Origin of the sequence: Streptomyces sp. NPDC058045, assembly GCF_042885635.1 — a bacterium.
Taxonomy (GTDB): Bacteria; Actinomycetota; Actinomycetes; order Streptomycetales; family Streptomycetaceae; genus Streptomyces.
Window position 1 is genome coordinate 1 of the sequence record NZ_JBHVRR010000083.1, and the last position, 14,551, is coordinate 14,551.

At 70.8% G+C, this 14,551-nt stretch carries 5 protein-coding genes; 3 read left to right on the top strand and 2 right to left on the bottom strand.

The window, feature by feature from the left end; all coding sequences use genetic code 11:
• Together ACFVST_RS28120 and ACFVST_RS28125 are read right to left on the bottom strand one after the other, a co-directional pair.
• On the bottom strand, nucleotides 1-9,492 hold a 9,492-nt coding region (locus ACFVST_RS28120), incomplete at its 3' end, for a type I polyketide synthase (RefSeq protein WP_390156413.1).
• 302 nt (nucleotides 9,493-9,794) lie between these two features.
• Nucleotides 9,795-11,024: an amidohydrolase family protein gene (locus ACFVST_RS28125; RefSeq protein ID WP_390156409.1), complete on the bottom strand. Its 1,230-nt coding sequence runs from the start codon at nucleotides 11,022-11,024 to the stop codon at nucleotides 9,795-9,797.
• Nucleotides 11,025-11,529: 505 nt separating this feature from the next.
• On the opposite strand from ACFVST_RS28125, the gene ACFVST_RS28130 reads away from it, so the two are divergent.
• From ACFVST_RS28130 to ACFVST_RS28140, 3 genes are read left to right on the top strand one after another with little or no spacing between them, the layout of a single operon-like run.
• Nucleotides 11,530-12,264: a thioesterase II family protein gene (locus ACFVST_RS28130; RefSeq protein WP_390156410.1), complete on the top strand. Its 735-nt coding sequence runs from the start codon at nucleotides 11,530-11,532 to the stop codon at nucleotides 12,262-12,264.
• Nucleotides 12,265-12,296: 32 nt separating this feature from the next.
• Nucleotides 12,297-13,871: an MFS transporter gene (locus tag ACFVST_RS28135; protein ID WP_390156411.1), complete on the top strand. Its 1,575-nt coding sequence runs from the start codon at nucleotides 12,297-12,299 to the stop codon at nucleotides 13,869-13,871.
• Nucleotides 13,852-14,451 (top strand): TetR family transcriptional regulator, encoded by a 600-nt coding sequence (locus ACFVST_RS28140; RefSeq protein ID WP_390156412.1) that lies wholly within the window; start codon nucleotides 13,852-13,854, stop codon nucleotides 14,449-14,451. The genes ACFVST_RS28135 and ACFVST_RS28140 overlap by 20 nt, the downstream gene beginning before the upstream one ends.
• Nucleotides 14,452-14,551 lie beyond the last annotated feature (100 nt).

Below are 14,551 nucleotides of genomic sequence, written 5' to 3' on the forward strand. Positions count from 1 at the left end.
AAACTCACCCGCCAACACCCCACCCATCCCCACCCGCTGCGCACCCTGACCAGAAAACACAAACGCCGACCGCACACCACCACGCACCACACCCCTACCAGGTCCACCGGACGCCACCCCACCCAGCCCCGCGATCAGCTCGGCACGGTCCGAACCCCACACCACCGCCCGATGCTCCAAACCCGCCCGCGTAGTCCCCAGCGAAAACCCCACATCCACCGGATCAAGCGCCGAATCTGAACCCACCGCCGCCGCCAAACGCTCCGCCTGACCGGACAGCGCCGCCTCACTCCGCGCCGAGAGCACCCACGGCACCACAGACACCGGCCCACAAGGCCCGGTCGGCTCAACCTGCTCGGAGGACTCGGTTGCCTGCTCCACGATCACGTGCGCGTTCGTCCCGCTCACACCGAACGACGAGACACCGGCCCGCCTCGGCCTGCCCGTCTCCGGCCACTCCCGCGCCTCCGCCAGCAACTCCACCCCACCCGCGGACCAGTCGATCTGCCCCGAGGGCTCCTCGACGTGCAGCGTCTTGGGCAGCACACCGTGTCGTAGTGCCAGCACCATCTTGATCACACTGGTGACGCCCGAGGCGGCGGCAGTATGGGACAGGTTGGACTTCACCGACCCCAGCCACAGGGGGCGGTCCTTATCCCGGCCCTGGCCATACGTCGCCTGCAACGCCTGCGCCTCAATCGGGTCACCCAGCGCCGTGCCCGTCCCGTGGGCCTCGACGACATCCACCTCGCCAGTCGACAGCCCGGCGTTCGCCAACGCCGCACGGATCACCCGCTGCTGCGACGGACCATTCGGCGCCGTCAGACCATTACTCGCACCGTCCTGATTCACCGCCGAACCCCGCACCACCGCCAACACCTCATGACCCAACCGCCGCGCATCCGACAACCGCTCCAACAGGAGAACGCCGACACCCTCGCCCCAGCCGGTGCCGTCAGCGGACGCCGAGAACGCCTTGCACCGACCGTCCGCTGACAACCCCCGCTGCCGACTGAACTCGATGAACGCCTTGGGGCTGGCCATGACCGTGACACCCCCCGCGAGGGCCATGTCGCACTCGCCAGCCCGTAGTGCCTGGCCCGCCAGATGCATCGCCACCAGCGACGACGAACACGCCGTGTCCACCGACACCGCCGGGCCCTCAAGACCGAAGCTGTAGGCGACCCGGCCGGAGATCACGCTGGCCGCGCTGCCGGTGAGGGCGAAGCCCTCCAGGTCGGGCGGAATCTGGTTCTCGCCGGTGGCGTAACCGGAGGTTCCAGCACCCATGAACACGCCGACGTCGGCGCCGCGGAGCGTGAGGGGATCGATCCCCGCCGCTTCCATCGATTCCCAGGCGGTCTCCAGAACCAGCCGCTGCTGCGGGTCCATGGCCAGCGCCTCACGCGGCGAGATGCCGAAGAAGTCGGCGTCGAAGTCACCCGCGCCCGGGAGGAAGCCTCCCTCCATGACGTAGGTCGTGCCCACTGCATCGGGGTCCGCGTCGTAGAGCGTTCCCAGGTCCCAGCCCCGGTCGGAGGGAAAGGGGGTCACGATGTCGCGGCCCTCGGCGAGGAGTTGCCAGAGCTGCGTCGGCGAGCTGATGCCGCCCGGGTAGCGGCAGGCCATACCTACGATGACGACGGGGTCGTCAGCGCCCTCGGTCGCCGGGCGGGACTGCGGCACCATCTCCGCCGCCTGCTCCTGGCCCGTGATCCGGGTGCGGAGGTAGCGGGCCAGGCTCGGCGGGGTCGGGTAGTCGAAGATCAGCGACGTGGGCAGGCGAAGACCGGTTGCCTCATGCAGGCGGTTCCGCAGTTCGACGGCCATCAGGGAGTCGAACCCGAGGTCGCGGAAGGGCAGGGTGGTGTCCATGCCGCTCTCGGTGGTGTGGCCGAGCACCGAGGCCACGTGGGCGGACAGCAGCTCCAGCACCATGCGTTCCTGCTCGGCCGGGGAGTTCCCGGCCATCCGGCGGACCAGCGGGGAGTCACCGCCGGGGGATTCCTCCCCGGCGTCCTCCGCGCCGGGGTCGCCCGCGAGCGTCGCCTCGGCGATCTCGTCGAGCAGCGGACGGGGCCGGGCCACGGTGTACAGGGCGGCGAACCTGTCCCAGGTGACGTCGCTGACGACGAGGCAGGTCTCGTCGTGGTCCAGGGCCTGGCGGAGCGCCTCGAACGCCAGCCGGGGATCGAGGCGGGGCAGACCTTGCTGGAGAGAGCGGCGCGTGAGCAGCTCGCGCATGGTGGTGTCCTCGTCGCGCTCGTTGAACGCGTCCCAGATCCCCCAGGCGACGGCGGTGGCGACCCGGCCTTCGGCGCGCCGGCGTTCGGCCAGCGCGTCGAGGCAGGCGTTGGCGGCGGCGTAGGGCCCTTCGTTGCCGCTGCCCCACACCCCGGCGATGGAGGAGAACAGCACGAAGGCGTCCAGCTCCGTCTCGCCGAGGAGTTCGTCAAGGAGCAGCGCTGGGAGCACTTTGGCCCGGATGGCCTGCGCGTACCGTTCCACTGTCGTGTCGGCGAGCGGGGCGACATCGGCGACGACTGCGGCGTTAACGACGGTGCGCAGCGGGAGTTCGTCCGTACGCAGGTCTTCGATGAGCGCGGCGAGTTGGTCGCGGTCGGCCGCGTCGCAGGCTGCCACCGTGACGCGGACGCCGTGGCACTCTTCCAGGGCTGTCCGCAGTTCGGCGGCGCCGGGCGCCCGGGGGCCGCGGCGGCTGGCGAGGACGAGGTGGCCCGCACCGTTCTCGGCGAGCCAGTGCGCGAGGTGGCCGCCCAGGGCCCCGGTGCCGCCGATGATCAGAGCGGTATCGCGGGGCTCCCATTGGCGTGCCGCGGGCGTGGTGGCGTACGGCGCCCGGACCAGCCTGCGCACGAAGGTGCCGCTCTCGCGCACCGCGAGCTGGTCCTCCGCACCGGCGGTCGCGAGTGCCGCGCACAGCCGGTCCCACGCTGTTTGGTCCGGGTCGGCGGGGAGGTCGATCAGCCCTCCCCAGCGCTCGGGGTGTTCAAGGCCCACGACGCGCCCGAGGCCCCAGATCTGGGCATGGTCGGGACGGCTGACGACGTCGCTCTCGTCCGCCGCGACGGCCCCGGCGGTCAGGCACCACAGCGGCGCGTCCACTCCAGCGTCGCCGAGCGCGTGCACGAGGGTCAGAGAGCCCGCGACACCGGCGGTCACCCAGGGATGCTCGGGGTGCGGGGTGTCGTCCAGAGCGAGCAGCGAGACGACGGCGTGGACGTCCTCCGGCTGCGGGATGTCACCGAGCAGGCGGGCCAGTTCGGCCCGATCGGCGCGGGCGGGATCGCAGCGGACCACGACGGTGGTCGCGCCCGCCGCGCCGAGTGCCTCAGCGAGGTCGTCGGGCCAGGGGTCCTCGATGCGGTCAGAGGTGATCAGGAGCCAGGTTCCGGCGGCCGGAACGGTGGTTCGCGGGGCATCCGTACGCGGGCGCCAGGCGACGCGGTAGCGCCAGTCGTCGATCACGGACTGTTCGCGTCGGCGGCGGTTCCAGGCGGACAGGGCCGGGAGCAGCGCCTTGAGGGCCGCCGCGCCGTGGGCGGGTTCATCCGCCCTGCCGGGGCCGAGGCCGAGGGTACGGGCGAGACCGTCGGTGTCGCCGTTCTCGACGAGCTCCCAGAAGGCCACGTCGGTCGGGTCCGGCGGGGCCGCCTCGGTAGCGGGCGGGGTCTGAGGCTCCAGCCAGTAGCGCTGCCGCTGGAACGCGTAGGGCGGCAGCTTGACCCGGCGGCCAATCGGCAGTACGGCCGCCCAGTCGATCTCGGTGCCGTTGACGAAGGCGGTCGCCGCGGCCCGGAGCAGCGCCTCGTCCTCCGGACGGTCGGGGTGCAGCAGCGCGATCACGGCCGCGTCGTGAGCCTCGGGAAGGGAGTCGTCGGTCATCGCCGACAGCACTCCGGCAGGGCCCAGTTCGACGAAGGTGTCGACGTCCTGGCGGCTGAGCTCCTGGACGCCGTCGCAGAAGCGGACGGCCTGCCGCACCTGGCGCACCCAGTACTCGGGCGAGCACAGCTCGTCGGGGTCAGCGATCCGGCCGGTCACGTTGGAGACGATCGGGAGCGTCGGTCGGTGGTACGTGACCGCCGACGCGGTGCGCCGGAACTCTTCCAGCATCGGGTCCATGCGGGCGGAGTGGAAGGCGTGGCTCACCCGCAGCCGCTTGGTGCGCCGCCCCCGCCCGGCGAGGACGGCGGCGGCCTCCTCCACGACGCTCTCGTCGCCGGAGACCACCACGGACGCGGGGCCGTTGACGGCGGCGACGGTCACGGCCGCGGGGTGGGCCAGGGCGGTGAGGACCTCGGCCACCTCGGCTTCCGGAGCGCCGATGGCGATCATGGCGCCGCCGTCCGGCAGCGCTTCCATGAGGCGGCCGCGGGCGGCGACCAGCCGGGCCGCGTCGGGCAGGCTGAGCACCCCCGCGAGGTGCGCCGCGGCCAGTTCGCCGACGGAGTGGCCCAGGAGGTAGTCGGGCCGGACGCCCCAGGAGCCGACCAGCGCGGCGAGGGCCGTCTCCAGGGCGAACAGGCAGGTCTGGGCGTACTGCGTCCGGTCGATCAGCGTGGCCTCGGGGGTGCCCTCGTCGGCGAACATCACCTCGTACAAGGGCCGGTCGAGCCACTTGTCGAGTTCGGCCGCCACGGAGTCGAGTGCGGCGGCGAAGACGGGGAAGGCCGCGTGGAGGCGGCGCCCCATGCCGGGCCACTGGCTGCCCTGGCCGCTGAAGAGGAACGCCGTCACGCCGTTGCGGACCTTGCCGCAGATGACGTCGGCGGCGGCGCCCTCCGCGAACGAGGCCAGGCCGTTCACGACGGCGTCGAGGTCGTGGGGTGGCGACAGCACCACCGCGCGCTGTTCCAGCACCGTACGGGTGGTCGCCAGGGACCAGACAGTGTCCACCGGATCGGGTGCGGGGCTTTCGGCGAGGAATGCGGCCAGCTTGCCCGCCTGCCGCTGAAGGCTCGCGGTGCCGCGTCCGGAGACGATCCACGGCAGCAGCGACAGCGCGGCGGTGCCGGAGGTATCGGCCGGCTCCGGCGCGGGCCTGCTCTCCGGGGCCTGCTCCACGAGGACATGCGCATTGCTGCCGCTGAATCCGAAGGAGGAGACCCCGGCCCGGCGGGTGCGGTCGCGTGCAGGCCAGGTGCGGTGCTCGGTGACGACCGAGACCGGCAGCGCCTCCCAGTCGATGCGGCTGGAGGGCCGGTTCAGCAGGTGGGGCGGGACCTCGCCGCGCTGGACGCTCAGGACCACCTTGAGGAGGCCGGTGATACCGGCCGCCGCTTCCAGGTGCCCGATGTTGGCCTTGGCCGATCCGATCAGCAGCGGGTCCCCGGCTGGGCGGTCGGCGCCCAGCGCCTCCGCCAGGGCGCGGACCTCGATGGGGTCACCCAGCGGTGTGCCCGTGCCGTGCGCCTCGACGTAGTCGACGTCGGCCGGTGCCCAGTGCGCGCGCTCCAGCGCCTGGCGGACCAGAGCCGTCTGCGCGGCTCCGCTGGGGACGGTGAAGCCGCCGCTGTCGCCGTCCTGGTTGATGGCGGTGCCGCGCAGCAGGGCGTAGATGTGGTCGCCGTCGCGCTCGGCGGCGGCCTGCGGCTTGAGCACGAGCATGACGGCGCCCTCACCGCGGCCGTAGCCGTCGGCGTCCTCGTCGAAGGTCTTGCAGCGGCCGTCGGGTGCCAGGGCCTCCTGCATGGCCACGGACACGGTGGGGGTGGCGATGACGTTGACGCCGCCGACCAGGGCGATCTCACAGTCGCCGGAGCGAAGCCCCTGGACGGCCAGATGGACCGCGCTGAGAGAACCGGAGCAAGCCGTGTCGACGACCAGGCTGGGGCCGTGGAGTCCGAGGAAGTACGAGAGGCGCCCGGCTGACGCGGCAAAGGTGTTCCCGGTGCCGTAGTAGAGGTCGATGTTGCCCATGTCGCGCGTGAGCAGTTCGTGGTAGTCGGCGGTGTCGAGGCCGAGGTACACGCCCGCGGGACGGCCGGTGAGCGACGACGCCGGGTATCCCGCGTCCTCCAGCGCCTCCCAGGCGACTTCGAGCCCGATCCGCTGCTGCGGGTCGATGGAGACCGCCTCACGCGGCGAGATCCGGAAGAAGCCCGCGTCGAAGCCGTCGACGCTGTCGAGGTAGCTGCCGCGGGTGGGCGCGTCGGGTCCCGCTTCCGCCCAGATCGGGTCCTGGCGCCGTTCGCGCGGCAGCTCGCCGCTCACCTGGCGTCCCGTGCTCAGCAGCGTCCAGAACTCCTCGGGCGTCGAGGCACCGGGAAGTCGGCACGCCATGCCCACGACGGCGACCGCGCCGCCGGAGGCGCCGCTGTCCCCGGGGGGCGCCACGGACGCGGAGGCGGGCGAGGCTTCGCTGGCCCCGAGCGTCGTCAGGAAGTCGGCGAGGGCGTGTATGGAGGAGTGGTCGATGACCACCGTGGACGGCAGCCTGAGGCCGAAGTCGCGCTCCAGTCGTTCCCGTAACTGTACGGCGGTGAGCGAGTCCAGCCCCTGCTCGAACAGCCCACGTCGGCGGGCCAGCGGCTGGTCGCCGCCGAGTCCGAGGATCTCGCGCACCGCGGCGTCGACGCGCTGCACCGTCTGCGCCACAGGGCGTCGGGCCGCCGCCGGGGCGGACTCCGCCGGAGCGGCCACCGGTCCGGCCTCGTGGACGGCAGCGGCCCACACCGCGGCCCGCACCGCCGCGGGCTCCGCTCCCTCCGCTTCCTCGGCGCGCGGACCGGCGTCCGGGCTCCCCGGGCCGTACAGGGCGCCAGGGACGAGTCCGGGAAGCCAGTGGTGCTCGCCGCGCCACGACGGGACGGGGAGGTCCCGGAAGCGGTCAGGACGCCCGGTGGCCCGCTCCCAGTCGACCGGTACACCGTGCACGTGGAGTTCGGCGAGCGTCCCGTGGAGGCTGAGCGCGCCCTCGGAGTCGCGTCGCAGGCTGGCGAGAACCGCGCTGGAGCCCTGGCGGTGGCGTACCGCGTCGGCCAGCGCGCGGCCCAGAACGGGATGCGGTCCGATCTCCAGCAACGCGTAGCCGCGGTCCTCGGCGAGCAGCCGGTCCACGGCAGGCCACAGCCGGACCGGCTCGGTGATGTTGCGTCCCCAGTACGCGGCGTCCATGGTCCCCGCGTCCTGCTCGGGGTCGACGCTGGAGAGCAGGCGGATCGAGGCGGGGGAAGTCTCCAGCTCCGCGAACTCAGCGCCGAGGCGCGGGCCGCACTCGGCGACCAACGGGCTGTGGAAGGCGTAGTCGACCCTGACGGGCCTGCACCGCAAGCCTGACCGCCGCAGCTCCGTGGCGACGGTGGCGAGCGCGTCCTCGGCACCGGCCAGTACGAGTGACTCGGGCCCATTGACCGTGGCGACCGTGACGGGCGCGCCCGTACGGGCGAGCACCGACTCGACGAGCTCGGGCGTGCCCTGCACCGCGAGCATCCGCCCACGGCCCGCGGTCTCCTGGAGGAGCTGTCCCCGCCGCACGATCAGGCGTACCGCGTCGGGCAGTGCGAGGACGCCCGCCACCTGGGCGGCGGTGATCTCGCCCACGCTGTGGCCGACGAGTGCCGCCGGGCGCACCCCCCGGGCCAGCAACCACCGGACGAGGGCGAGCTGAACGGCGAAGATGGCGGGCTGGGCGATGTCGGTCCGGCTGAGTCGGCTGTCGTCGCCCGTCCGGCGGAGTTCATCGATCAGGGACCATGGCGCGTCGCGGCGTACCAGCGCGTCCAGTTCGTCGAGGCTGTCCCGGATCCCGGGGTCGGTGCGGTACAGGTCCATGGCCATGCCCGGCCATTGGCAGCCCTGGCCGGAGAAGACGAGGACCGGCGCCGGTTCGCCGTCGGCGTCCAGACGTCCCGCGAAGCCGCCCTCGGGGAGGTCGTCGGGGTCGAGGGGCGCTTCGAGCCCTTCGAGCGCTTCGACGAGCGCCTGGCGGCTGGTGGCGACGCTGGCGAAGCGATGCGTCTCGTGGGTGCGCCGGGTGGCCGCGGAGGCGAGCAACTCGTCTAGGGGGACCCGGGTATCGGCCACGCGCTCGCGCATGGCGCCGAGCTGTTCGGCCAGGGCGCCCGGGTCGGGGGCCGACACGAGGAGCACCCGGGGACGGTCGTCGTCCGCGGCTTCGTGCGCGGTCTCCGGCTCGCGGGGCGGAGCCTCGGCGATGAGATGGACGTTGGTCCCGCTGAGGCCGAAGGCGCTGATCCCGGCGCGCAACGGGCGGTCACCGGACGGCTCGCCCCGCAGGGGGGAACCGCCCGGCTCCGGGAGGGCGATCCCGGCGGTCGACCAGTCGATGGCACTCGTCGGCTCGTCGATGTTCGGCTGGGCCGGGACCAGGCCGTTGTTGAGGATCCAGATCGACTTGAGGAGACCGGTGATACCGGCGGCGGAGTCGGTGTGCCCGAACACCGCCTTGTGCGAGCCGACCACCGCGGGCGGGGCGCTACCGCGGGGCTGGCCGTACGTCTCGGACAGGCCGTTGAGTTCGATCAGGTCGCCGAGCGGCGTGCCGGTGCCGTGGGCCTCGATGTAGTCGACGCCGTCGGGGGTGAGGCGGGCCTGGCGCAACGCGTCGCGTACGACCGCCGTCTGGGACTCGTAGTTGGGCGCGGTGAGGCCCAGCGAGGCACCGTCGCTGTTGGCGGCGGAGCCACGGATGACGGCGTGGACGCGGTCGCCGTCGCGGACGGCGTCGGCGAGCCGCTTGAGGACGACCACGCCGGAGCCCTCGCCGCGGACGATGCCGTCCGCCGAGGCGTCGAACGGACGGCAGCTTCCCGAGGGCGAGAGCGCGCCGATGCCGCTCATGAAGACGCTGATGTCCGGGAGGAGAAGCAGGCTCACCCCACCGGCCAGGGCGGTGTCTATGTCGCCGGAGCGCAGGCTCTGGCACGCCTGGTGGACGGCGAACAGGGACGAGGAGCACGCGGAGTTGACGGAGACCGCTGGGCCGCGCAGGTCGAAGGTGTAGGCGAGCCGTCCGGCCGCGAAGCTGAACTCGGTGCCCGTGACGTAGTGGGGGCCCTTCTCCTCAAGGCCGACGGCTTTGGCGTGCAGCAAGTTGTAGTCGTTCGCCAGCAGGCCCACGAACACCCCGGTGTTCGTACCGCGCCATTCCTGCCGGGGGTGGCCGGAGTCGGCCATGGCTTCCGTGGCGACCTCCATGAGCAGCCGCTGCTGGGGGTCCATGGCAGCCGCTTCACGCGGGGCGATGCCGAAGTACGCCGCGTCGAAACGGCCCACGTCGTCGAGGAAGGCGCCGACGTGGTTGGTGATCGTGCCGGGTCGGTGCTCCGGGTCGTGCAGAGCGCCGCCCCAGCGTTCCGCGGGAACCTGGCTGAGGACATCGCCACCCGACGTCAGGACGCGCCCCAGCGAATCGAGGTCTCGTACCTCTCCGGGCAGGCGGCAGCCGATGCCGACGACGGCGATCGGCTCGACGGGGCGGGGGTTCGCATCGGTGCTGACGGCCATAGTCACGTCAAGAGCTTTCGGCTAGACGGGAACGATTCGCAGGGGCGCGGGAACCGGGAAGGACCGCTGGAGCGACGGGGATTCGCGATTCCGCCGAACGCCCTCAACGGCCTCGACCACTTCGTCAGAAACCGTGACCATCTGGTCGGGGTGGCTCAGGTGCACGGCTGCGGGCAGGCGTGCACCTCAACAGGGCGGTGCGGCACGGGTCGCTGCGGCTCCGGCGGAACCCGCCCCGGCGACGGCCCGGGTGACGGCAGCGTGGCGGCCGGCCGGCACTCCGCCGGTGTCTCGCTGATCGCTCACGAGTGCTCCAGCGTGTGCTTGACGATCGTTCCTTCCTTCGCCACGAAGCGCACGTTCGACGGGTCGGCGAGGACCCCGGCGTCCTGGAGCGGGTCGCCTGCCACGACCACGACGTCCCCGAGCTTCCCCTCCGCCAAGGTCCCGACCTCGGACTCCATCCGCAGCAGGCGGGCCGCGTTGACAGTGGCCGCCTTGAGCGCGTCGACCGGGCTCATCCCCAGCTCCTGGAGATGGGACAGCTCGCTGAGATTCCGGCCGTGCGGCGTCACTCCCGCCATCGAGCCCATGGCCACGGGCACGCCGCTGGCTAGCGCCAGGGAGATGCTGGCCTTGGCCCCCTCGGCCCACGCCTTCTTCATCTGCGGCGGCAGGGCCGGTCCTCCCGGCGGATCCGGCACATGGAGCCTGCCCAGGGCCGGCACCAGCCAGGTGCCGGACTCCAGCATGGCGTCCACGCATTCCTTGTCGAGGTGGTACCCGTGTTCGATGCTGGAGGCGCCGCCGCGGACAGCCGCGAGAACCCCGGCGGGGCGCATCGCGTTCGCGGCCACGGGCAACTTGCCCCTGCTGCTGAGCTCTTCGACGATCACCCGCACCTGCTCCTCGGAGAACCCGATGTCGTCGGGGCTCTCCATCGGGTGACCGAACCTCCCGCTGGTGCACACCATGATGACGTCGGCACCGGCGCGCACCAGCTTCCGGACCGCCAGCCGGGCCTCGTCATCGGTGTCAACGGCGCTCGCGACGGGCTGGATGACGTGCGTGAGCTGGTCGGCGGAGAACCCGTTCGGCAGGGTCAGATCGCCGGGCCCGCCAGTGGGGCTCAGGATGGCTATCGACTGCTTGGTCCGCGGTCCCTCGACGAGACCGTCGTTGACGGCCAGTGCCGGGCCACGGTCGACGCCCCCGAGGTCGCGGGCCGTGGTGACGCCCGCGTGGAGCGTGTCACGCATCGCCTGCGCGACGCGCAGCATGAGGTAGCTGTACGGCCGCATGATCCCGGTGACGAAGGGGTTGCCCTCCGGGGCGAGTTGGAAGTGGACGTGCGCGTCGATCAGGCCCGGGAGGATCGTCCCGCCCCGTGCGTCCACCACCGGCAGGTCCTGAGGCGCTTCGGCGTCGGCGCGGCGGGCCCCCGCGTAGGTGATCCGACCGTCCTGCCCCACGCACACCTCCCCGTCGGACAGTCGGGCCTCTGTCTCCATGGTGAGGAGACTGCCATTCACGATTCGGCAACCCTGCGCACCGGTCTCAATTCGCATGCTGCTGACAGTCCCATCAGGTTTTCAGGAATGTCAACAAGCGTCCTCTGCAAGGGAAAGTGAATAGGGGGTTCGCCCTCAACCGCTAGGGGGAGTCGGGGTGGGCCGTGAGGGTTCAATTCCCGGCGAGATCGGCCGACTCCGCAGATCGGAGATTACGTTCCGCCACGGGGTCGCCCTGCGATTCCCCGGGGCGAATTGCACGGTGCCCCCCAGCGTCACCGCCCTCCTGACCGGTGGATTCGACGAGCAACACCCCTATCATGAGGCGGCGATACCCCTATCCCCGGTCCAGACGACATGAGTTATCGTGGCATCCACGGCCACCTGATTCTGATTTCGCGTCACAAACGCGCACGCTCACGGTGGTCGTTCCCGGAAATTCTCACCGTTGGCTGTTGTATCTGGGGGCGGAACGATGAATGATCGGACGGGTTGGCTGCGGAGCTTCCATGGAGCGGAAGGCGCCGTGTCACGGGTGCTGTGCCTCCCGCATGCGGGCGGGGCCGCGACCGCCTACCAGGAGCTTTCGGCAGCCCTGCCACCTGAGATCTCGGCAGCCACGGCGCAGTACCCGGGGCGGCAGGACCGGAGGCTCGAACCGTGCCCGGCGACCGTGGACGGATATGTCGGGCCAATTGTCGCCAGCCTGGCGGAAATGCAGGATCTGCCGATCTCCATATTCGGCCACAGTTTTGGCGCCACCCTCGCCTATGAGGTGGCCAGAGCGTGCCAGGCACGGTCGATCCCGGTATCCAGGCTGATCGTCTCCGGGCGTCGAGCTCCAGCGGATCAGGTCGAAATCGGCCTGTCGGGCCGGTCGGACCGGGCGATCATTCAAGAACTGCGTTTCCTCAGGGCCACGGACGACCGTCTACTCGATGACGAGGACGTGCAGAAGCTGATCCTTCCTGCCCTGCGGGGGGACTACTCGGCCATCGAGCGATACACCTTCAAGCCCGGGGAAATGCTTTCCTGTCCGATAACCGCGCTGGTCGGCGATCACGATCCGAAAGCCACCCCGGCAGAGGCCGCCAAGTGGGCCGAGTACACCGAAGGAGAGTTCCAACTGGAGGTGTTCCCGGGCGGGCATTTCTACCTCCACCAAGAGGTCGGCGCGTTGTCACGCCTCCTCACCCGGCTGCTACTGGGCGACTCCTCGGACCGCGCGGGGGGGGGCAGCGCAGCGGCCGCCCCTAATTGACACTCAGTTCCATAAGTTATAGCGTTCCATATATGACTGAGTATCCTCGCCATCGGTGGGCCGCGCTCGCCGTACTGTCTGCGGCTTCCGTGGTCATCGGTCTGGACACCACCGTGCTGAACGTGGCGCTTCCGACCCTGGCAAACGATCTCCATGCCACAACGTCCGACTTGCAGTGGTTCGCCAGCTCCTACCTCCTCGTGCTCGCGGTGCTGCTCCTGCCCGCGGGTCTCCTGGGCGATCTCCTCGGCCGTAAGCCGGTGACACTCGCCTCGCTGCTGATCTTCGGCGTGGGCTCGGCCTGGAGCGCCTACGCCGACTCACCCGGCACACTCATCTCTGCCCGCGTGCTGATGGGTGTGGGTGCCGCGCTGCTGCTGCCCCTGACCTACTCGTGGCTGATCGCGCTCTTCCCGGACAACGAACGTCCCAAGGCGATGGGCATCCTCGGCGGCGCGGGATTCGTCGGAATGCCGCTGGGGCCGATCCTGGGCGGCTGGCTCTTGGACCACTTCTTCTGGGGCAGCGTCTTCCTGATCAACGTTCCCTTCATCATCGTCACCCTCGTCGCGGGAGCGGTGCTGCTGCCCGGCGGCGGCCGCCTGCCCTGGCGGCGGGTCGACGGGAAGGGGATCGCGCTGTCCGTGGTGGGTCTGGCCGCCTTCACCTACGGGACGATCGAGGCGCCCGTGAGGGGCTGGACCGATCCCCTCATCGTCGCCACGATGGTCGGCGGCCTGGTCGTCCTCCTCGCCTTCACCGCGTGGGAACTGCGGCTCGACGGTGAAAAGGCGCTGATGGACATGTCGTTGTGGCGTCTGCCCGCGTTCCGCTGGGGCGCCGGAGCCATGACGCTGGCCACCGTGCTGGGGATCGTCGCGATCTTCACGATGCCCCAGTACTTCTCGGCCGTGCTCGGGGTCGACGCGCTCGGCTCCGGAGTGCGGCTGATGTCCCTGCTCGGCGGCATCGTGGTCGGCATCGCAGCCGGGGTGAAGCTGTCCGAGCGGATCAGCTTCAAGGCGGCTGTGATCGTCGGGCTGGCCTGTATCGCGTTGGGAGCCCTCCTCGCGGTGCGCACCACCGTGGACACGAGCTACGGCTGGATGGCGGGCTGGCTCGCGCTGTTCGGCCTGGGCTTCGGCACCCTCATGATCGCGGGTCAGAACCTGGCCCTCAACTCGCTCGACAAGTCCCGCGCGGGAGTCGGCGGCGCCATCGTCCAGGTCATGCGTCAGACCGGCAGCGTGATCGGGATCGCCGTCCTCGGCTCTCTCCTCAACGCGGTCTACCGGGACAACACCGAGGTCGAATCGCTGCCCGGGCCCGCAGCCGACGCCGTGCGGGACTCGGTGGAAGGCGGACTCGCCGTCGCGCGGAAGCTCCACAGTCCGGACCTCGCCCTCTCCGTCAAGGAGGCCTTCGTCGACGGCGTCCATGTCCAGATGTGGATCGGTGCCGTGCTGGCCGCCCTCTGTATCCTCGGAACGGCGATCGGCATGCACGCGCGGTTGGGCAAGTCCGAGGAACACTCGGCGCAGGAGAGGACACGTGAAGGCCACAGAGCGTCAGAGACACACCACCCCATTGCGGATTCGGAAGCGTAACCGCACGCGCCGGGCCCTCCAGCGGGCCGCGATCGACCTCGTCGAGCGCAAGGGGTACCAGGCCACCTCGGTGGATGAGATCTGCGAGGAAGTAGAGGTCTCGCGCAGCACCTTCTTCCGGTACTTCGGCAACAAGGACTCGGTCTTCCAGTCCGACCTCCTGGAGGAGGAGGTGATCGGCCTCCTCGACGCCCCTGTCCGGCTCTCCTTGCAGGCGCTTGAGGACAGGATCTGCGCGGGTTTCCAGGAGCTGAGCCCGGAGGACTGGGACGCCGAGCGACGCAGGATGCATCTGCTGCAGACCGTTCCAGAGCTGCGAACGAGCTTGTTCAGCGAGGTCTTCCGCCCGTTCCCGCTGGCCATCCACTACGTGGCCAGGATGCTGGACCTGCCAGCGGACTCCCTGCGGGTGCGGACGCTGGCGGGAGCCATCATCGGCGCCCTCGCCGCACATCAGGTTCCCGACGCCGACGGCATGTACGAACTTCCCGCCACCGCGGAGGACGCCATCGCGATCTACCGCAGCACGTTCCGCGAACTGAACCACATCCTCGACCAGAACCAAGTACCGATGTCGTGAGCCACCTAGGGCCTGTGTGATGTCGTGATCAACCAGTTGCCTTCAGGAGGTCGTTGATCCAGATCATCGAGGCACGGAGGTGGAGGCCGGCGAGGTAGCT

Excerpts from the sequence above, each read along its gene's own strand:
- ACFVST_RS28135 (WP_390156411.1), top strand. The coding sequence starts at position 12,297 with ATGACTGAGTATCCTCGCCATCGGTGGGCCGCGCTCGCCGTACTGTCT.